Raw genomic sequence first — 19,748 nt, 5'->3', positions numbered from 1 at the left:
AGACGCGCTGCCGGAGCATGGTCTCGGCGCGGTGCTGGCAACGGCGAGTGGCCCGAGCATCATCGAGGCGGCGCGCGATGGTACGGGTCAGCCCCATCTCGCGATCCAGCTGGCGAAGCAGCAGGACACCGCCATCGGAGGTGATCTCGCCCCCGTCGAAACCGGCGGTGACCTGGCGGCCTTTACAGCGTGGAAAGGAGGCAGTCGGCGTGGTACATTTTGTCATGGCGGCTGATGCGGTTGATTCTTGGTTAGGCTCTTGAATTATAACCGATTTTCAGCCGCCTTTTTCATGTCTGGTGCAATTTCCGGGCTAGAGCTGGGTCCATTTTTGGTCTTCGGTGGCTCACCGGGAAGTCCACTACCCGATCTCTCAGCGTTCAAGGTGGCCAGGCACACCAAGGGCAATGCGGAAGGGATCAAGGCTGAGCGTCCTGCGATTCGTCACGTCCCCAAAAGCCACTTCACCAAGTACGAAAGTTCCGTGCAGGTCTACGAGGCGCTGTTCGGCGCCCCGTGAAACCTGTTCGCTCGCCTTTCTGGAGGCAAGGCGGTTCCATCAACTCCCCAACCCACTCACCCGCATCACTCTCCTCTGCGCCGCGTCCATCAGCTGGCCGCGGCCGGTTTCCACCAGCGTCAGCCAGTGGCGGGCGCGGGTGATGCCGGTGTAGACCAGCTCCCGGGTGAGGATGGGGTTCGGCGCGTCGGGCAGCACCAGAGCGGCGTGGGTGAACTCTGAGCCCTGGGACTTGTGCACCGTCATCGCGAATACCGTCTCCACCGCCTGCAGGCGCGAGGGCAGCACCCACTTGATGCGATCGGTGCCGTCGCCTGCGGGGAAGGCCACCCGCAGCAGGCGGCGGTTGTCGGCAGGCGCATTGTTCGGGCGCTGTGAAGAGTCGGCGGCGTCCGGCCGCGGCATGTCCAGGGTGATGCCGATATCGCCGTTCATCAGCCCCAGGCCATAGTCGTTCTTGGTGACGAGCACCGGGCGGCCGGGGTACCAGCGCTGGCGGCCGTCCTGGCTGTCGATCAGCTTTTCGCGTTCCAGCGCCTGGCGCACCCGCTCGTTCAGGCCCTCCACGCCCCAGGGGCCGCGGCGCAGCGCGCACAGCAGCTGGAAGTCGCCGTGGGCCGCCAGCACCTCTCTTGCCCAGTCATCGAAGGCTTCCTGATCCGCCTCGTCGGCTGGGCGGCGCTCGGCCATCACGCTCAGAAAATGGCGATAGCCCACCGGTGGCGGCAGCGTTTCGTCGCGGTGTAGTCGGCCCTGGCCGGCATTGGGAAAGCTCTCGGGGCAGCCGGTCACCGCCAGGCGGGCCAGGCCGCGCTCGTCGTCGGCGGATAGCTTCTGGTGCGAGAGGTCCGCGAAGCCGGCGCTCAGCGCGTCGCCGATCGCTTTGCGCTTGGCGGCGGGCTCGGCCTCGAGGTTAATCGCCGCTGCCAGTTGGCCGATGCCGCTGTCGGCGGTGAAGCGGTGGCTGACGCGCAGCATGGCGATGGCCTGGTCCAGCGGCTGGCCGTCGGCATCCAGCGTCTCCGCAGGAAGCGGCTGGCCGGTGGCCTCACCCAGCCACTCGGCGGTGGCCGGGGTGTAGTGGCCGCCCTCGGCCCGGGCGCACAGGTCGCCCAGCATCGAGCCGGCCTCCACCGAGGCGAGCTGGTCCTTGTCGCCGAGCAGCACCAGCCGTGCACGGGGCGGCAGCGCCTCGAGCATCGCGGCCATCATGCCCACGTCGACCATCGAGGCCTCGTCCACCACCAGCACGTCCAGCGGCAGGGGGTTGTGGCGGTCGTGGCGGAAGCGGCGGGTGTCGGGCCGCGAGCCAAGCAGCCGGTGCAGCGTCGAGACCTCCTTGGGAATCACGCCGCGCAGCCGCTCGGGATCATCGGCCAGGCCGTCGAGGTCGAGCTTGGCCACCTGGCCGGCGATAGATTCGTTGAGCCGGGCGGCGGCCTTGCCGGTGGGGGCGGCGAGGCGGATGCGCAGGGCCTGCTCTCCTTCACTCTTGCCTTCCCCCTGGCCTTCGCCGAGGGCCAGCGCCTGGAGCAGGGCGAGCAGGCGCACCACGGTGGTCGTCTTGCCGGTGCCGGGACCGCCGGTGATCAACGCGAAGCGCGAGCGACCGGCCAGGGCGCAGGCGGCCTTCTGCCAGTCGATGGCTTGTGATGCACCATCCCGGTTGGGGAAGAGAGTATCGAGGATGGGGCGCAGCCGCGCCGCGTCCGGGGTCTCGTCATCGTTCTTTGCCTCGCCGAGCCGCTCATTGATCCGGGTGTGGATATCCTGCTCGTGCTGCCAGTAGCGGCGCAGGTAGAGCCGGGGGCGGGCGGCGGTGCCGGCGAGCACCAGCGGGGTGCTGCCGGGTCCCTCGGCGACGAGCTCGGGCTGGGCCAGCGCCGCGCGCCAGGCGTCGAGCTCCAGCGCAGCCATCACCCGGCTGGGCAGCGGCGGCGGGTCCTCCAGGCTGTCGCCCTCCGGCGGCAGCGAGAGCGCGAGGTCCGGGGTGGCGAGCGTCTGGGCCAGGTCCAGGCAGACGTGGCCGCGGCCGAGCTGGTGGCTGGCCAGTGCTGCCGCGAGCAGCAGCAGGGGTGAGGCCTCACTTACCCCGTCGGCCTTCGCCTCGCGATGCAGGAAGGCGGCGAAGGCGCGATCCAGCGAGCGCAGCCAGCCGCGCGCCACCCAGCGGTCGAGCAGGGCGAACAGCGCCGCGTGATCGGCTAGCGCGGTTTCGGGCGCTTGAATCAGCGCCTGTTCGGAGGCGAGATCGGGGGTGTGGAGTGGGCTGTCCGGGATCATGCGGCGTCCTCCTCGGCGGCGCGGAACAGGGCATCGAGCTCGCGGATCAGCTCGCTCGGCGGGCGTTCGGCGTGCATGCCGCGGGAGGGCGCGCGGGTGCCGCGAAGAAAGACGTAGAGCGCCCCGCCCAGGTGGCGTTCGATGTCGTAGTCCGGCAGCCGGGCCTCGAGCAGCCGGTGCAGGGCCAGCAGGTAGAGGCAGTACTGCACGTCGTAGCGCTTCTCGAGCACGGCATCACCCATCGCCGCCTCGGTGTAGGCGGCATCGTCCGCGCCCAGGTGGTTGGACTTCCAGTCGAGCACGTAGAAGCGCCCCTCATGCTCCACCACCAGGTCGATGAAGCCCTTGAGCATGCCGTTGAGGGTGTCGGGCTCGAGCGCCGGCCGCGGCCGTCCGCCGAGTGTGTGAGCGCTTACGAGGGCGTCCAGCCGGCGGGTGTTCACCCTGTGGGCGGCGAACCAGAACTCCAGCTCGACCCGGTAGCCGGTGGCGCCGTTTAGCGCATCGAGGCGCAGCGGCGCGGCCTCGCCATCGCCGGAATCCGGCACCGGCAGCGGCGTGGTCAAGAGCTCCGGCAGCCACTGTTCGAGAGCGGCGATCTGGCCCTCCCAGCCGCGGCGGTTGGCGCGCCGGGCCAGGGTGTCGGCTCTGAGGTCGGCGTCTTCTGCCACCCGGGCGAAGCCCTCCTCGCCGGCCCACTCCAGCAGGCCGTGCAGGAAGGTGCCCGCCGAGGGGCCGCGGGGGAAGCGGTGAAGCGAGCCCTCGCTCACCGTGGCGGCAGCCGCGTCGAAGGGCTCGTCGATCACCTCCATCGCCGTGGCCTCATCGGCGGTGGTGGGCTCGGGGGCCGGCTCGGCCGTCACGGCGAATTCGCTCTCGTCGTCCGGGGTGGCGCCGGTGCGCAGCGCCGAGTAGCTGGCGATCCACCAGTGCTCGCGGATCGTCCGGCTGGGCGCGCGGGCATGGCCGAGCGGCGTGTCGTCGCTGGCGAGCTCGACCGGCGTGGCCTCGGCCTCGGGAGCGTCGATCACCGTGACCCGACCTCTCTCGTGACCATCCGCGTCGGCCAGTGCCTCGAGGGCTGGACGCAGGGCCTCGGGCGTGATCGCCTCGCCGCCCTTGAGCAGGTGGCCGACGGCGCTGCGCTCCATGGCCTCCAGCGGCGCCAGGCCGAGCCAGGTGGCGTGGCGGGCGCGGGTCAGGGCGACGTAGAGCTTGCGCAGGTCCTCGCCCAGGCGCTCGCGGTCGGCGCGGGCCAGGGTCGCCTCGTCGGCGGAGAGCGTCAGGCGCAGGTTGCCGTCGTCGTCGTGCCAGCGCAGCGGCAGGTCACCCTGCTTCACCGGGCGGAAGGCGGCGATGAAGGGCAGGAACACCAGCGGGTACTCCAGGCCCTTGGACTTGTGGATAGTCACCACCTGCACCAGGTCGGCGTCGCTCTCCAGGCGCAGCCGGTGGGTGTCGGACTGCGCGTGCGGATGCGCGCGGGACTCGGCGAGAAAGCGCAGCAGGGCGTGCTCGCCGTCGATCTCGGCGCTGGCCTCCTGCAAGAGCTCGCCGAGGTGCAGCAGGTCGGTGAGTCGTCGCTCGCCCTCGGGCACGGCCAGGAGCCGGCCGGGCACGGCGAAGTCGGCCAGCAGCCGGTGCAGCATGGGCAGCACGCCGCGGCGCTGCCACTGGCGGTGATAGTCGCGGAACTGTATCACCCGCGCCTCCCAGGCCAGCTCGTCCTGCTGGGGGCCGCCGTTCAGGGCGTCGAGCTCGGCAAGCGAGAGCCCGAGGCTCGGCGTGGCCAGCGCGGCGCGCAGGCAGCGCTCGTCGTCCGGCGCGGCGCAGGCGGCGAGCCACCCCTCCAGCTCGGCGGCGGCCTCGGTCTCGAACACGCCCTCCTTGTCGGAGAGATAGACGCTGCGAATGCCGCGGGCCAGCAGGGCGGCGCGGATGGCGCGAGCCTCGCCGCCGTTGTTGACCAGCACGGCGAGGTCCGACGGCGCCAGGGGGCGCAGTTCGCCGTTTTCGGTAAAGCCCGTCTGGCCGGCCTGGCCCTCGCGCAGCAGCTGCGCCATCTCGGTGGCGCAGCGCCCGGCCAGCTCAGCCAGGTAGGCGCCCTTGGAAAGCGTCTCGTCGGCGGCCAGGTGCCAGAGGGTCAGCGCCGGCTGTGCGGCGCCGTGCCGGGTGAGTGAGTCCTTGCGTCCGTTGGCGTCGACGGGCGCGAAGGGCACCGGGTTGTCGTCCCCACGGCGGAACAGGAAGGCGCCGGATTCGCTCTGCTCGGCGTGTTCGAACACCCGGTTGACCGCCTCGACCATGGGCGTGGCGGAGCGGAAGTTGGTGCCGAGGGTGACGTGGCGGCCGGCGGTGTCGCGCCGGGCCTGGAGGTAGGTGTGGATATCGGCGCCGCGGAAGGCGTAGATCGCCTGCTTGGGATCGCCGATGAGCAGCACGGCGCTCTTTTCAGCGCCCGAAGCCGCGCTGTCGCCCCGGTTCTTTTCCAGCTCGTAGACCCGGTCGAACAGCCGGTACTGCACCGGGTCGGTGTCCTGGAACTCGTCGACCAGCGCCACCGGGAACTGCTCGCGGATGCGAGCGGCGAGCGTCTCGCCGGCCTCGCCCGCGAAGGCGGCATCGAGCCGGTGCAGCAGGTCGTCGGGGCCGAGTTCGGCGCGGCGGCGCTGCACGGTCTCGCGGCGCGCGGCCATCCAGTGCACGGCGTGGGCGAGCAGGTCGGCGAACGGATCGGGCAGCGCGGCGAGCTTCTCCGGCAGCGCTTCCAGCGCCTCCAGCGCCGGCAGGATCGGGGCCCCGTCTTTTTCCCAAGAATCAGCCTTCCAGATCTCGGCAATGCCCTCGGGCGTCAGGCGCTTCCAGGCGGCGTCGGTCAGCGCCGGCTTGGCGAGCTCGGCATCAAAGGCCCAGTCGCGCAGGGCGGCGAGCCAGTTGGCGCGGCTTCGGGCGTTGAGCTTCTGTCCGTTGAAGGCCTTGCGCTGAGCGGCGGCCTCGAGCAGTGCCTCCAGCTCGTCGAGCCAGGCCGGCCAGGGCGCCTTGAGCTCGGCCAGGGCCGCGGCGCGCTGCTCGCGGTAGTTGGAAAGCGCCTCGGCCGGTGGCGGCGCCACGGGCAGGGCGGCGGCGTGGGTGCGCAGCCGGGCGGCGGTGTCGTTGAGGGCGTCCGGCGTGGTCCAGTAGCGGGCGACGATCGCCAGCGCCTCGGGGGCGAGGTCGTAGTAGAAGCTGCGCCAGTAGTCCCGGACGATCTCCAGGTCCATCTCCGACTGGTCCAGCGACATCTCCAGGGCGAACAGGCTGCCGCTGTCGAAGGCGTGTTCGCGGAGCATGCGGTGGCACCAGGAGTGGATGGTGGAGACGGCGGCCTCGTCCATCCACTCGGCGGCCAGGCGCAGGCGGCGGGCGCAGGTCGGCCAGCTCTCGCGGGGGTAGCTGTTGCGTAGGGCGATCAGCGGGTCGCTGCTTGTTGAGAGTTCTTCCTCGGGCTCTGTGTTATCCACAGCAGGTTCTGCGAAGAGGTCGCCGGTCTGGTTTGGAGTCGGCTCGGCGTCAGATCGCCGCGGAGGCGCTGTGAACCCTTCCCTGGGCGCTACCGATGCCGTCCCTGGCATCGGACCTCCGCTCTGATCTGCCCCCGGTGCCTCTACATCTTGATTATCGGTCGGCTGAAACGCCTCTGCGGCCTCCACCAGCCGGGCGCGGATGCGGTCGCGCAGCTCCTGGGTGGCGGCGTTGGTGAAGGTCACCACCAGGATCTCCGGCGGCGTCAGCGGCCGAGGGAAGCTGGCCGCGTCCTCCTCGTTCCGGGGCCCGAGCACCAGGCGCAGGTAGAGCAGGGCGATGGTGAAGGTCTTGCCGGTGCCGGCGCTGGCCTCGATCAGCCGGCTGCCGGTGAGCGGCAGCGCCACCGGGTCGAGGCGCGGCGTCTCGGCCGTGTGCAGGGTTTCTACGGTGCGAGCGGTATCGGGCGAGTTCATGAGTTCTTGCCTCCCTGGCCCTTACTCCCGTTCTTCTTGCCCTTCACCGCGTCGTGCAGCGGGGCGTAGAGCGCCGCGGTCAGCTCGGTGAAGCGCCGCCCGGCGGCCTCATGGCGCACGAGGCTCTCGAGGTCGCGCCACTGGCGGGCGAGGTAGGGATCGCGGTCGCGCTCGCCGGCGGTGTAGTCGTCGCCCTCGAAGACGCGCGCGGCGGCCTTCCAGGCCTTGAGGTCGGCTTCCTCCGCTTTCTCTTCATTTCCAAAGACGCGGCCCAGGGCGTTTGCGTCGCCGCCCTTCTCGTGCCAGGCGAAGGCGGTGTCCCGGGCCAGCGGCAGCGGCGTGGTCATGCCGGCGCGCCAGGCACGGGCGATGGCCTCCAGGTGCTTGCGTGCGTCGGCCGCGTCCAGCGGCGCCAGGGTGCCGCCGCCGGCGCGGGAGAGCAGCACCGTGGTCGTGGGGCCGAGGGCAAGCTGGCCGGCGAGGTGGCCGATCCAGGGGGCGAGCCAGTGCTTCCAGTTGTACTTGCCCTTGTTGACCAGGCTGCTGGTCATCAGCACCAGCCGGCAGCGCTCGCCCTCGGCGTTCTCGCGCAGGCCGTCCAGCCAGTCTTCGATCTGCAGCGGGCCGTCTGGGGTGGCGAGCTCGAGCGACACGGATGCCGGCGTCTCCCAGGCGTGGGGCCAGGCCGCGAGCTTCTCGGCGTAGGCCTCGAAGAGGTCGTCCAGCGGCTCGACGAGATGCTCGCGCATCAGCTCGGCGAAGCCGCCCATGGCCAGGCGGCCCTCGCGCTCGAGGCGTGCCAGGGTGTCGTGGACGGCGGGGGTCGGAGAGGCGCCCTCGTCCACGGCCCGGCGCCCGGCCTCGATCAGCGCCTGCTGGAGCTGCCAGTGGTCCAGGCCGTCCAGGGCGAAGGGCTCGTGGTCGGGGCTCTCCAGCGCCTCGCGCTCGAGGTGGACGCCGAGCCGGGTGGTGAAGAAGGCCTTCACCGGGTCCTTGAGGAAGCCGCTGAGGCGCGAAAGCGCAAGGGCGGTGTCGAGCTCGATGGGCGGCAGTGCGCCGTCGGCCACGGCGTCAGGCGCGGCCTGGTGCACCGCCCGCCACTCCCGGGCGTAGGTGAACAATCGGTCATCCCCAGAGAAGTAGCTGCGGCTGAACGGCTGCAGCGGGTGCTCGGTGGTCAGGGCATCGAGCAGGGCCTGGCCGGCGTCGTCCTCGTGCTCTCGTCCGGCGAGTCGCCAGCCGGCGGCCAGGTGGTCGCGCAGCTGGCCGAGCAGCACCGAGGGCGGGCGCGGCTCGTTGTCGTGGATGCTGCGGCCGACCCAGCTGACCATCAGGCTGTCGCGGGCCGAGAGCAGCGCCTCGAGGAAGAGGTAGCGGTCGTCCTCGCGTCGCGAGCGGTCGCCGGGGCGGTAGTCGTGGCCCATCAGGTCGATGTCCAGCGGCCGCTGGACCCGGGGGTACTCGCCGTCGTTCATGCCCAGCAGGCAGACGTGGCGGAAGGGGATGGCGCGCATCGGCATCAGGGTGGCGACGTTCACCGCGCCGGCCAGGAAGCGCTGGGAGAGGTTGGCCTCGTCGAGCTGGCCGAGCCAGTGCTCGCGCACCACCGAGAGCGGCAGCGCCTCGGTCAGGCCGGCGTCCTCGGTGGTCTCCTGCCACTCCTCGAGGAGCTCCTCCAGGCGGCTCAGGGTGGCGAGGTCCGCCTCGTCCTCGGCGGCGAAGCACTCGGCGAGCAACCCGCGCAGCCGGCGGCACCAGGTCGGCACGTCGGCGGGTTCCGAGAGCGCGCGCCACTGGGCCTCGAGCACGTCGAGCAGATCCATCAGCGGGCCGGCCAGGGCCGCCTCCAGGCCGCCGATGTCACCAAAGGGCTCGATGTCGTGCCAGGGGCCGTCGGCGCTTTCGTGCTCGGTACTGTGGCCCACCGCGTAGCCCAGCATCAGCCGGCGCAGGCCGAAGGCCCAGGTGTTGGCGGTGAGCCCGCCGGGCAGGTCGAGCCGGGCGCGCTGCGTGGCGTTCAGCCCCCAGCGGATGCCGGCGCCCTCGATCCAGCGGCGCAGCACTGGCAGCGCCTCGGCGTCCAGGCCGAAGCGCCCGCGCAGGGCGGGGACTTCCAGCAGGTCCAAGAGATCGCTCACCGTCAGCCGCGCCTCCGGCAGGTGCAGGAGCGCCTCCAGCGCCACCAGCAGCGGCTGGCGGTGGCGGCTGGTCTGGTCGGAGAGCGTGAAGGGGATGTGGCGCGGGTCGTCCGGCGCCAGGCGGCCGAACACCGCCTGCACGGCGGCGGCGTAGGTGTCGATGTCCGGCACCATCACCAGCACGTCCCGCGGGCGCAGGCTGGGGTCGGCATCGAAGGCGGCGAGCAGCTGGTCGTGGAGGATCTCCACCTCGCGCAGGGGGCTGTGGGCGACGTGGAAGCGCAGGCTGCGGTCGCGCCTCGGATCAACGGCCGGCCAGGTCTCGCGGGTCTCCTGGGGCGGGCGCAGCTCGAGGATGTCGTCCTGCAGCTGCTGGAGCAGCCCCGGCGCCTCGGCCTCGGCGGGCGAATCGAAGAGGTCGATGCGCATCGCCTCGGCGTCGAACAGCGCCCGGTAGGCGTCCTGGTCGTCGAACTCGTCGAGCAGGCGAAGGTAGTCGCGGCCCTGCTTGCCCCAGGCGGCCAGCAGCGGCTGGGCGTGGAGGTGCAGCTGGGTGTCGTCGAGCTCCAGCGGCATGCCCGGGCGGTGGCGCTGGCGCCGGCGGGCGGCCCGCAGCAGATCCTTGTGCTCGATGATGTCCGCCCAGTAGTGGCGGCAGGGATTGTGCACGCAGAGCAGCACCTGGGTGACCCTCGACACCGCGGCCAGCGCCTCCAGCGTCTGGCGGGGCAGCGAGGAGATGCCGAACACCACCACGCGGCGCGGCAGGCCGGCGGGCCTCGTTTCGGGGGTGAGCTCGCGGCACGCCTCGAGGAAGCGAGTGTGCACCCAGGCGCGGCTGGTGGCTAGGCCCGCCTCGCCGATGTCATCCCGAAGGCGCCGCCATAGCGCTGGCTGCCAGCGCTGGTCTTCGGCGAGCGGCCGGGCCTGGCCGCGGGCGTCGATCAGCTCGTCGCGGCCCTCGGCCCAGGCGGCGAGCCAGTCGGCGCGGTAGACCTGGTACTGGTCGAAGAGGTCGGCCAGGCGCTCGGCGAGCTGATGACGCTTGCGCAGGTCCTCGTCGTCGGCCAGGAAGCGCGCCAGGGGCGCGAAGGTGGCGTCATCCGTGAGCTCCGGCAGCAGGCGCATCAGCCGCCAGACCAGCCGCGGCTTGTCGAGCGGCGAGGCCGGCGGCACGGCGTCGGGGCCGTCCTGCTGGGTGAGCACCGCGCGGTAGGCCTGCCACAGGTAGCGCGCCGGCAGGGTGACGTCCATGGCCGCGGCGATGCCGGCGCCCTTGGGCGGGTCGGCGGCCAGCGCTAGCTTCAGCCACTGGCTGATGCCGTTGCTCTGCACCAGGATCACCTCGTCCTCGAGCGGCCCCAGCGGATGCTGGCGCAGCCACTCCACCGCCAGGTCGCGCAGCGCCTCCAGGCGGTTGCCGTGGATCACCATGAAGCCGGGGGTGAGCTCGGGGGACCGAAGAGCGGTGAGAGGCATGGCGAATCCTTCGCGGCGGGCGGGCAGGAAGCCATGGTGCCGTAAAACCCCGCCCGCATAAACGTGGCCGACGCCTTGGTGAGCCAGGGCCTAGCCGTCGACGGGGCTGCGAGGAGGCGCTGTGAACCCCTCCCTGGGCGCTACTTTTGCCATCCATGGCAAAAGACCTCCTCTTCGACTCGTCTCCAGCACTCGAATTGTGACGCTCTGGCATGGTCAAGCATGAGGCGTCACCATGGGCCGAATCGCATAAAAGGGAGCCCGACGCATGGAGATCGAGCGTTTCGACCTCGACGCCCCGATCGGGGTGATCGCCGACACCCACGGCACGCTGCGTGACGAGGCGCTGGCGATGCTCGAGGGGTGCGGACTGATCCTGCATCTCGGCGACGTGGGCAGCCGGGAACAGGACGAGGCGATCCTCGAGCGTCTCGCCGAGCTGGCGCCGGTTTACGCCGTGCGCGGCAACGTCGACACCGCGGCCTGGGCAGAGCGGCTGCCCTGGCGGCTGGACTTCGCGATCAACGGCTGGCGGCTGCACCTGGTACACGATATCGCCGACTTCGACGCCGCCACCCCCTGCGATGCCGTGCTCCACGGCCACTCCCACAAGGCGCGCCACGAGTGGCGCGACGGCCGGCTGCTGTTCAATCCCGGCGGCGCCGGCCGGCGGCGCTTCTCGCTGCCGCTGACCCTCGGCAAGCTGTGGGCCGACGAGCGGGCCCTGCGCGGCGCCATCCTCCATTTGCCGATTTGATCCGCCCTTGGTGCCCCATCCCTGGAGACTTTACCTAGACTGGTGACAACGTCGGCCGCTCCGGGGAGGGAGTGCCATGGGCGCGATCATCGATCGCGACGCCTTCTCGGCGTCGGACTATCAGCGCTTCGGCAAACGCCTGCGGGACAGCGTCGAGGTGCTGCGCGAGCTGCTCGCCCAGCCGGGCTTCGGGGCGGGGGAACCCAGCATCGGCGCCGAGCTGGAGGCCTACATCGTCGACGAGCGGGGCAGAGTCGCCCTGCTCAACCAGGCCCTGGTCGAGACCCTGCACGACCCCCAGCTGCAGCTGGAACTCAACCGCTTCAACATCGAGTACAACCTGGCGCCGCTGCCGCTCGCGGGCGGCCCGCTGCATGCCCTGGAGCGTCAGCTGTTGCAGGCCCTGGCGCGGCTCGAGGCGGCCGCGGCGCCTCATCGGGCCCACGTGGTGCCGATCGGTATCCTCCCCACCCTGCGCAGGACGGACCTGGGAGAGCATGCCATGAGCGACCTGCCGCGCTATCGCGCCCTGGAGCAGGGCCTCAAGCGGCTGCGCGGCGAGCCCTTCGATGTCGAGATCCGTGGCGAGGACAACGTGCGGGTCAGCAGCGACCATGTGGTCCTGGAGGGGGCCAACACCTCCTTCCAGCTCCATCTGCGAGTGCCCCCTGAACGCTTCGCGGCGACCTTCAACGCCGCCCAGCTCGTCACCCCGCTGGTGCTGGCGCTTTCCGCCAATTCACCGCTCTTCCTGCAGCGCCGACTGTGGGACGAGACCCGTGTCGCCCTGTTCAAGCAGGCGGTGGATTGCCGGATGCGCGGCGCCGATCGCTGGCAGCAGCCGGCGCGGGTGACCTTCGGCCAGGGCTGGGTGCGCGAGGGCGCCTTCGAGCTGTTCGCCGAGGCGGTGGCCCTCTACCCGCCGATCCTGCCGCTCACGTCCGAGCACCGCCCCGAGGATCGGCCGCCCGGCACCACGGCGCCGGGGCTTTCCGAGTTGCGTCTGCACATGGGCACCGTCTGGCCCTGGAACCGGGCGGTCTACGATCCCGCCGATGGCGGCCACCTGCGGGTGGAGATGCGCGCCCTGCCGTCGGGGCCGACCGCCGTGGACATGGTGGCCAACGTAGCGCTGCTGCTGGGGCTGGTGGCCGCCCTGCGCGACGACATCACCGAGTGGCTGAGCGCCATGCCGTTCCGCTACGCCGACTATAACTTCTATCGCGCCGCCCAGTCGGGGCTGGACGCCCGGCTGATGTGGCCGCATCGCAAGCACCACCGCCTGGAGGAGACGCCGGTGGTGACGCTGCTCGAGCGGCTGTTGCCCGAGGTCCCGCGGGGGCTGCGTGCCCTGGGCGTGGCGGATGCCGACAGCCACCCCTACCTCGAGGTGATCGCCGAGCGCCTCCAGGCGCGGACCAGCCCTGCCCGCTGGCAGCGCGAGAGGCTCGCCCAGCTCGAGGCGCAGGGCCTGTCCCGCGCCAAGGCCTGTCATCGGCTGCTCGACGCCTACCGTGTCGCGGCGGCAACCAACCGGCCGGTGGCGCGCTGGCCGCAGGAGGAGTGAATGGAGGGACTGTCGCTGCCGGTCATCACCGACCCACCGGACGATCATCGCGATGTCGATGCCTGGCTCCAGACCCTCGGCGGGCCCGTCTGGCTGATGCTCGAGGGGGAGGATGACCGGCGCTGCCGGGTGGTCACCACCCTGCTGCACGGCAACGAACCCTCTGGCACCCTGGCGCTGCACCGCTGGCTGGTGGAGCGCCCGCGGCCCCGTACCCGGCTGGCAGTGTTGCTGGCCAACGTCCGGGGGGCGCTGTCGCATCCGGCCTTTACCCATCGCCATACCCCGGACGACCGGGACCTCAATCGCTGTTTCCGGCCCCCTTTCGACGGGCCGGCCGGAGAACTCGCCTGGGCCATCATCCAGGACCTGGAGGCCTGGGCGCCGGAATGCATCATCGATCTTCACAACACCTCCGGCAACGGCCCCGCCTTCGCCGTGAGCACTCGTCGCCACCCACTCATCGAGGCCCTGTGCGGCCAGCTCTGCGAGCAGTTGATCGTCACCGACCTGCGGCTGGGCAGCCTGATGGAGCTGCCGCTCCTGAGACCGCGCTTGGCGGACTGTCCCATCTTCACCCTCGAGTGCGGCGGCGCCCTGCAACCCGCCGCCCGTGACGTGGCCGAGGGCCTGTATCGGCTGCTCGCCGAGTGTCCGGACCTGACGGCCCTGCCCGCCGTGCCGGGGCTCGAGGTGCTGGTGCATCCGCTGCGGGTGGAGCTTTGCCCCGGTGCCAGCGTCGCCTATGACCGCGCGCCCCGTCCCGACGTGGACGTGACGCTCTGGGCGCGTATCGACGAGCACAACCGGGGCGTGACCTCCCCGGCCGCGACCCTCGGCTGGCTGGGCCCCCGGGGCCTTGCCTGCCTGCAGGCGCGGCACGGGGAGGGCCGCGAGCGAGTCGAGGAGCTGCTCTGCGTGCGGCAGGGGCGGCTCCATGCGCGCCGCCCGCTGCGCATCTTCATGGCCACCACCAACAGCGATATCGCCCGCAGCGACTGCCTCTTCTATGCGGTTCCACTGGCGTAGGCGAGGGGGACACCGCCGGCCCTTGGCCTGCGCTTATCACACGTCGTCGACCCGCAGGCGCGGGCGGTATGCCAACGGCAGCCGTGGGTGGATCGGGGCATTACGCTGCGGGGCAACACGCTACAGGGGCTTGTCGCTGGCGGCGCTGCCTGCTTGACTGGCGAGGACCGCGGGATCGCGGTCCTCGTCTGCCATCGGGAGCCCCTGCATGTCGCCACCCCTGACGCGCCACAATCGTCCCCGCCAGGTCCTCGATGCCATCGAGGCTGCCAACGCCGCTCTGGACGAGAGCGATCGCCACGCCAAGTACGCCAAGCTGGCCGAGTCGCCCTATCGCTTCTTTCGCGGTACCAACCATCTCTACTGGCGAGACGTCTGGCACGACTGGCGCTTCGCGCTGTTCGGCGGCCTGGCGGAGACCCAGACCTGGCTGCAGGGCGATGCTCACGCCTACAACTTTGGCGCCTACGGACACCACGACGACGCCGTGCGCTACGGGATGGACGATTTCGACGACGCCATGATCGGCGACTACCAGTATGACCTGTGGCGCCTGGCCATCAGCCTGGTACTGGATGCCCGCGAGAATACCGGCCTGTCCGGCAAGGCGATTCGTAAGGCGCTGAAGTCTCTGGTCAGCCGCTATTACGACGAGCTGGCCCGCCACGTGGAGGGCGAGGTGCCCGGCGCGGTGACACTGGCCACCGCCAAGGGGCCGCTCAAACCCTTCATGAAGAAGGTAGGCAAGAAGAAGAGCCGGGCGAAGATGCTCGAAAAGTGGACCGTCGTGACCGAAGACGGCCGAAGCTTCGCCGAGCGTCCCGACAAACTGTCGGCCCTGCCGGCGCACCTGGCGAGTCAGCTGCGCAAGGCCGTCGAGGAGGAGTACCGCCACACCCTGAACGCCCCCGCGAGCGAGGCGGAAGAGGGCCATTTCCGGGTCAAGGACATGGCCCGCCGGCTCGATGCCGGCACCGGCTCGCTGGGCCTCGAGCGCTTCTACGTGCTGATCGAGGGCGGGCAGGACCACGAGCACGACGACATCATTCTCGATATCAAGCAGCAGAACCCGCCGGAGGGCTGGCGGCTGATGGGGGGCGCCGAGAAGCGCGCCTGGCGACGCGCCTTTCCCCACGAAGGGCTGCGTCACGCGGCGGCCTTCGTGGCCATCGCCGAGCACCCCGACCCCTACCTGGGCTGGCTGCACCTGGGCGATACGGTGTTCTCGGTGCGTGAGCGCTCGCCCTTCAAGGAAGACTTCCCGACCCACAAGCTCGACGGCGCCAAGCCGTACCGCCAGCTGGTCAAGCAGTGGGGACGCATCCTGGCCCGGGAGCACCTGCGCGGCGCCCAGGCCCTGAACCACGACGATCCAGGGCGCTTTGCCCGCGCCGTCGGTGCCTGCGTCGAGGGGCGGCTCGAGCGCTGCGTGGACATGGTGACCACCCTGGCGCTCAGCTATGCCGACTGTGTGCGCCAGGACTATCGCACCTTCCTGGCATGGCAAGACGAGCCCCCCTCATGAGCGGCTGATGGCGCCCGCGGCGGGCGCGCCCGGGACAACGTCGACTGGCTGCCTCTGGCCCTGAGGCGTCTCGTAGGCGCCGGGGTGCAGTAACGACTCAGACGCGTCTTCCTCTCCCGGCCTGGAGCCACGCTTTCACCATGACCTCATCGACGCCACTCACCACGCCCGACGGCCGTTATATCGTGGTGCGCGGCCGCCTCTGGCGGTGCACGAATCCCGAGCTGCCCGAGCCGGAACGCCAGGCCTGGGTAGAGCGGCTGATGCGGGCCCGGCGGGACGTGGCCCAGGCGAAGCGCACGCAAGATCCGCAGGCACAGCGCGAGGCCCGTGATCGGGTCGACGAGGCGAAGCGGGCGCTGGGCGAGCGCGGGCCGGTGTGGTGGACGGACGGGGCGCCGGACTACACCCGCTGCATGGCGAGGAATACGCCCTACGCGGCCTGGTACCAAGAGGTGGAGACGGCGCGAGGCTGATGCCGCGCGCGACACGCTCTCGACCGGAATGAGATCGGATCGAGGCCGGGAGTCGAGGCGGTCAGCTCAGCGCGAAGGGCACCTCGCCGGCCTCGTGGGCCAGCAGCCACTGCTTGCGGCCGATGCCGCCGGCATAGCCGGTGAGGCGGCCGTCGCTGCCGATCACCCGGTGGCAGGGCACCACGATGGCCAGCGGGTTCTTGCCGTTGGCCGCACCCACCGCGCGCTGGCCGCCGCGGCAGTGCAGCTGCTCGGCGATCTCGGCGTAGCAGCGGGTCTCGCCGAAGGGGATGTCGGCGAGCGCCTGCCAGACGCGCCGCTGGAAGTCGGTTCCCTCGGGCGCCAGCGGCAGGTCGAAGGCGTGGCGCTCGCCGGCGAAGTATTCGTCGAGCTGGGCTCGGGCCTGCTCGGTGGCTTCGCCGGGCCGGGCCGGCTCCTCGGCCTCCATCACGAAGGCGATCTCGGTGAGACCCTCGGCGCTGGCGCGCAGGCGAATCAGGCCAAGGGCCTCGGATTGCGGCGGCTGGTAGTAGTCCAGGGCTTGGTCCGTCATCGTCGTGGCTCCCTGTTGAGGCGACCGGAGTCGCGGGCATCTTCCTGCAGTCTAGTCCCCCGCGTCGCCGGATTGAACGCAAGAGACCCCGCCGGCAGCTGCCGGCGGGGTCTCGGTCGTGTCCGCGATCAGGGCCGCGAGGGGATCACACGAGCTCGCGATGCTCGCGCTTGGCGTCGCGGCGGTCGCGCAGCACGGCGCGGCAGATCAGCACCAGCACGCCCAGGGTCAGGGCGGGCCAGATGAGCACGTAGAAGCCGTAGAGCAGAGTCATGGTCGTTCTCCTCATGGCGGCGCCGGAGGCCGGCGCCGCGGTGGATGGTGGCGGATCAGCGCTGGCCGGCCAGGGTGGCGGAGGACGGTGCCGCCGCCCGGCGCGGTGTGGCCGTGGGTTCGGCGTGGGCCTGATCGTAGTCGCCGACTCGTTCACCGATGGTGGCGAAGTCGAAGGGTTCCTGGCGGCTCGCCAGGCTCATCACCACGCAGACCAGGGTGCTGGTCCCGTAGGCGGTCAGCGAGGCCAGCAGCACGGTGTACTCGCGCAAAAAGCCGGTGGCGAAGATCAGCATCGCGGCGAGTGCCAGGCCGCCGGCGAGGAAGCCCATCGCGCGGCCCAGGAAGCCGAAGACCATCAGCCCGATGATCACGCCGCCGCCGATGCTCGCCAAGAGCTCGAAGAGCAGGCCGGTGGCGCCGTTAAGCGGCAGCCACTCGAAGCGTGCCAGGCAGAACATCACCATGGCCACCAGCACCGAGGTGGTGAAGGCGGCGTTGGTGATGCGGTCCCAGAAGCAGCTGGCGATCACCGGGAAGACGATGGCGCCCCACAGCGCGCCGACGAACACCAGCATCACCAGGATATCCAGCGAGAAGCTGGCGAAGACGATGCCCACCGCGGTGGCGACGATCATGGTAAGTCGGCCTACCAGCAGCATGCGCTGGGGGTCGGCCTTGCCGCGGGCTATATTCTTGCCGTAGACGTCGGCCATCATGATCGCCGACAGCGCGGAGAGGTCGGAGTCGGCGGTGGAGGAGAGCGAGCCGATCACCAGGATGAAGAACAGCGCGATGAATACCGGCGGCAGGTAGCCCGAGACCATCTGCGGGATCAGGTTGTTCATGTCGCCGTTCAGCGGCTCGATGCCCAGCGTCAGGGCCATCAGCCCGATCATGCCCAGGCCGATGACGATGGCGCCGTAGCCCACCGTGGCGGTGAGGAAGGTCGGCTTGATGTGCTCCTCGTTGACCGCGAACAGGCGCTGGGAAATGGTCTGGTTGCCGATGGCGTAGGCCAGCACGGCGACGAAGAAGGGCGCGCCCTGATGGAGGATGGCCTCCGTGGAGAAGAAGTCGGCCTGCTCGACGGTCAGGTTGTCGAGCCCGGCGACCAGCTCGCTGGGGCCGCCCATGGCGAAGAAAACCGCGGGAATGATCACCACGGCGATGGCCATCAGCGCCACCAGCTGGGCGAAGTCGGTCATCACCGAGGCGCGAAAGCCTGACCACAGGGTATAGAGCAGCACGCCCACGCCGGCGATGATCACCCCGGCCTGGAAGGAGAGCGGCGAGAGCACCGAGACCAGGGCGCCGGCGGCGGTGAAGTTGACCATCAGGCTGATCACGCTGCCGAGCACGTTGGAGAGCGCCAGGATAAGCTGGCTGGAGCTGCCGTGGCGGGCGTGGATCAGCTCGCCCAGGGTGTGAGCGTTTGGGGCGAGCTTGCGAAAGCGTCGGCCGAACGGGTAGATGAACAGGATCATCAGCGCCCCCCAGAGCCCGTAGTGGATGGGGCCAGAGACGCCGTAGGTGTAGCCGGAAGTGGCGGCGGCGTAGAAGGAGGCGGCCCAGATCCAGGTGGCGGTCATGCTGGCCGCGCCGATGCCGAAGCCGATGCGATGGTTGGAGACCATGAAGGCGTCGGCGTCTTCCTTCTTCTTGCGGATGCCGAGCGTGAGCAGATAGGTGCCACCGTAGAAGGCGAGCATCAGCAGGACGACGGTCAGGGTCGAGAATTGATGGAGTGATGTGCTGTTCAAGGGCAGTCCCTCGGTGAGTGGAAGGGGCGCGTCGCGTGCCAGCCACGCAGGGGGCGGCACGCCGGACGCGATGGACGGTCAGGGCAGGGTGGTGATCGCGCACGCGGCGTTGACGCCGAGCCCCGTATTACAAGGGCGGCGAGACGCGGCAATAGGCACGGGTCGCGGGGTGGCGGCGCGTGGCGTTACCCGGGGAAGGGTCTGGCTGGCGGCGGGCGGCGCGGCATGCAGCGGCCCTGTTCGGCGTAATGGGGCGACATGGATTCGTTCTCTATCGATGACGTCGGCGACGGACAGTCGAAAGTGCCGGTGATCCAGTCTGCGGTGAAGCGAGACCAGTCGGCCACGGGGGTGACCGCCTCGAGGGCGCGGTTGGGAGACCGCGCCGAGGCGCCATTACCGTACTGGCCTGGCGAGAAGATGTCCAATCTGTGCCGAGATGGCTGTGAAATGCCGCCAGCGTCTCGAAAAACGAGGAGTCGGAGAGGGGGCGCCGTTCCTGGCGCTCAGCGCGTCGAGGCCGTGTAGCTTCCCCACAGCACCAGCCCGGCGGCCAGCGGCAGTCGCCAATCCGGCGAGGCGACCCCGGCGATCACCAAAAAGAGCGTGGCCAGCACCGGCACGGCGTGGGCCAGGTTGCCCAGCCGATGCGCCTGCGGGTCGCCGAGGGCGCGGTCCCAGGCGAGCATGGCGATACCGTAGGGGCCCAGGCCCAGGGCGGCGGTGGCCAGCAGTTCCTGAGACGAGGGCAGCTCGCTCACCCCTTCCAGCGCCAGGCTGGCGACGCCGGTCATGACGCTGGCGATCAGCAGCATGTGCGGCATGCGTTCGCCGAACCGGAACCCCGGCACCTGGCTTGCCAGCGAGAAAAGCGCCCAGCACAGCGCCGTGCCGAAGGCCAGCAGGTAGCCGCCCCAGGCGCCGGAAACGCCGCCCGACAGGGCCTGGGGAACCACCAGCAGGGCGGCGCCAGAGAAGGCCAGCAGCGCGCCGCCGAGGGTGGCCAGCGGCAGGCGCCGCAGTACCATCCAGCGGCTCGCCAGCAGGAAGATGACCGGCCAGGTGTAGGTGATCAGCGCCGCCTCGGCGGGCGGTGCCAGGGAGAAGGCGGCGAAGCAGGCGCCTACGGCTCCGGCCATCAGCAGCGCCCCGAGGAGGTTGATCGCCCCGCCCTGGACCCGCGAATGCGTGGCCGCGGGGCGCCGCCGGCCGCGCGCCATGGGCAGCGTGCCCAGCGCGCCAGCCAGCAGCGCCATGGCCGAAAGGCGCAGCGGCGGCAGGTCGCCGGCGGCGATCATCAGCAGCGGTACCAGCGCCCAGAGAATGATGGCCAGGCCGGCGGCGCCGGCACCAGGCCACGGAAAACGGGAAACGCCTAACGTATGGCCCAGCATGATCGCTACCTCCT

The 19,748-nt window shown here is 70.6% G+C and carries 14 protein-coding genes; 6 read left to right on the top strand and 8 right to left on the bottom strand.

The features are described 5' to 3' along the window. A partial coding sequence (locus tag BM388_RS17970) for a transposase (RefSeq protein WP_217641039.1) occupies positions 1–226 on the bottom strand: 226 nt, incomplete at its 3' end. Between the two features lie 66 nt (positions 227–292). On the opposite strand from BM388_RS17970, the gene BM388_RS17500 reads away from it, so the two are divergent. After that, entirely contained in the window at positions 293–520 is a 228-nt protein-coding gene (locus BM388_RS17500; RefSeq protein WP_175535022.1) for a hypothetical protein, read from the top strand. Positions 521–559: 39 nt separating this feature from the next. Here BM388_RS17500 and recD read toward each other — a convergent pair whose 3' ends face one another. The 3 genes from recD to recC are packed head-to-tail and all read right to left on the bottom strand — an operon-like array spanning position 560 to position 10,397. Next, on the bottom strand, positions 560–2,803 hold the full coding sequence (recD, locus tag BM388_RS02910) for an exodeoxyribonuclease V subunit alpha (RefSeq protein ID WP_089847021.1): 2,244 nt from the start codon (positions 2,801–2,803) through the stop codon (positions 560–562). Then, positions 2,800–6,780 carry an exodeoxyribonuclease V subunit beta gene (recB, locus tag BM388_RS02905; protein ID WP_089847019.1) on the bottom strand — a complete coding sequence of 1,327 codons (3,981 nt, stop codon included), beginning with the start codon at positions 6,778–6,780 and terminating at the stop codon, positions 2,800–2,802. The genes recD and recB overlap by 4 nt, the downstream gene beginning before the upstream one ends. Further along, on the bottom strand, positions 6,777–10,397 hold the full coding sequence (gene recC, locus BM388_RS02900) for an exodeoxyribonuclease V subunit gamma (protein ID WP_089847017.1): 3,621 nt from the start codon (positions 10,395–10,397) through the stop codon (positions 6,777–6,779). Before recC ends, recB begins: the two co-directional genes overlap by 4 nt. 268 nt (positions 10,398–10,665) lie before the next feature. Here recC and BM388_RS02895 point away from each other — a divergent pair, with 268 nt between their 5' ends. The 5 genes from BM388_RS02895 (at position 10,666) to BM388_RS02875 (ending at position 15,751) form a co-directional block, all read left to right on the top strand. Beyond that, positions 10,666–11,154, top strand: a complete 489-nt coding sequence (locus BM388_RS02895; protein WP_089847014.1) for a metallophosphoesterase family protein — start codon at positions 10,666–10,668, stop codon at positions 11,152–11,154. Between the two features lie 76 nt (positions 11,155–11,230). Then, positions 11,231–12,721, top strand: coding sequence for a glutamate-cysteine ligase family protein (locus tag BM388_RS02890; protein WP_089847012.1), 1,491 nt, complete (start codon positions 11,231–11,233; stop codon positions 12,719–12,721). Then, positions 12,722–13,750, top strand: a complete 1,029-nt coding sequence (locus BM388_RS02885) for a M14 family metallopeptidase (RefSeq protein ID WP_089847010.1) — start codon at positions 12,722–12,724, stop codon at positions 13,748–13,750. It begins immediately after the preceding gene. Positions 13,751–13,958: 208 nt separating this feature from the next. Then, on the top strand, positions 13,959–15,275 hold the full coding sequence (locus tag BM388_RS02880; protein ID WP_089847009.1) for a DUF2252 domain-containing protein: 1,317 nt from the start codon (positions 13,959–13,961) through the stop codon (positions 15,273–15,275). Positions 15,276–15,415: 140 nt separating this feature from the next. After that, positions 15,416–15,751 (top strand): hypothetical protein, encoded by a 336-nt coding sequence (locus BM388_RS02875; RefSeq protein WP_089847006.1) that lies wholly within the window; start codon positions 15,416–15,418, stop codon positions 15,749–15,751. 61 nt (positions 15,752–15,812) lie between these two features. On the opposite strand, the gene BM388_RS02870 is transcribed toward BM388_RS02875, so the two are convergent. The 4 genes from BM388_RS02870 to BM388_RS02860 all read right to left on the bottom strand — a co-directional run bounded on the left by BM388_RS02870 (position 15,813) and on the right by BM388_RS02860 (position 19,734). Beyond that, positions 15,813–16,304 (bottom strand): methylated-DNA--[protein]-cysteine S-methyltransferase, encoded by a 492-nt coding sequence (locus BM388_RS02870; protein WP_089847004.1) that lies wholly within the window; start codon positions 16,302–16,304, stop codon positions 15,813–15,815. A 145-nt stretch (positions 16,305–16,449) separates the two neighbouring features. Next, on the bottom strand, positions 16,450–16,578 hold the full coding sequence (locus BM388_RS17965; protein WP_217641038.1) for a putative transporter small subunit: 129 nt from the start codon (positions 16,576–16,578) through the stop codon (positions 16,450–16,452). 55 nt (positions 16,579–16,633) lie between these two features. Continuing rightward, the gene (locus BM388_RS02865) at positions 16,634–18,340 is read right to left on the bottom strand and encodes a sodium:solute symporter family protein (protein WP_089847002.1); all 1,707 of its coding nucleotides are present in this window, start codon (positions 18,338–18,340) and stop codon (positions 16,634–16,636) included. A gap of 506 nt (positions 18,341–18,846) precedes the next feature. Continuing rightward, positions 18,847–19,734, bottom strand: coding sequence for a DMT family transporter (locus BM388_RS02860; protein WP_089847001.1), 888 nt, complete (start codon positions 19,732–19,734; stop codon positions 18,847–18,849). Positions 19,735–19,748 lie beyond the last annotated feature (14 nt).

It is taken from the genome of Halomonas saccharevitans (assembly GCF_900116405.1).
GTDB lineage: Bacteria > Pseudomonadota > Gammaproteobacteria > Pseudomonadales > Halomonadaceae > Halomonas > Halomonas saccharevitans.
This window is presented reverse-complemented; position numbering and strand designations above follow the sequence as displayed.

Excerpts from the sequence above, each read along its gene's own strand:
- BM388_RS17965 (WP_217641038.1), bottom strand. The coding sequence starts at position 16,578 with ATGACTCTGCTCTACGGCTTCTACGTGCTCATCTGGCCCGCCCTGACC.
- BM388_RS02875 (WP_089847006.1), top strand. The coding sequence starts at position 15,416 with ATGACCTCATCGACGCCACTCACCACGCCCGACGGCCGTTATATCGTG.
- BM388_RS17500 (WP_175535022.1), top strand. The coding sequence starts at position 293 with ATGTCTGGTGCAATTTCCGGGCTAGAGCTGGGTCCATTTTTGGTCTTC.
- recD (WP_089847021.1), bottom strand. The coding sequence starts at position 2,803 with ATGATCCCGGACAGCCCACTCCACACCCCCGATCTCGCCTCCGAACAG.
- BM388_RS02860 (WP_089847001.1), bottom strand. The coding sequence starts at position 19,734 with ATGCTGGGCCATACGTTAGGCGTTTCCCGTTTTCCGTGGCCTGGTGCC.
- recB (WP_089847019.1), bottom strand. The coding sequence starts at position 6,780 with ATGAACTCGCCCGATACCGCTCGCACCGTAGAAACCCTGCACACGGCC.
- BM388_RS02880 (WP_089847009.1), top strand. The coding sequence starts at position 13,959 with ATGTCGCCACCCCTGACGCGCCACAATCGTCCCCGCCAGGTCCTCGAT.
- recC (WP_089847017.1), bottom strand. The coding sequence starts at position 10,397 with ATGCCTCTCACCGCTCTTCGGTCCCCCGAGCTCACCCCCGGCTTCATG.
- BM388_RS02895 (WP_089847014.1), top strand. The coding sequence starts at position 10,666 with ATGGAGATCGAGCGTTTCGACCTCGACGCCCCGATCGGGGTGATCGCC.
- BM388_RS02890 (WP_089847012.1), top strand. The coding sequence starts at position 11,231 with ATGGGCGCGATCATCGATCGCGACGCCTTCTCGGCGTCGGACTATCAG.
- BM388_RS02870 (WP_089847004.1), bottom strand. The coding sequence starts at position 16,304 with ATGACGGACCAAGCCCTGGACTACTACCAGCCGCCGCAATCCGAGGCC.
- BM388_RS02885 (WP_089847010.1), top strand. The coding sequence starts at position 12,722 with ATGGAGGGACTGTCGCTGCCGGTCATCACCGACCCACCGGACGATCAT.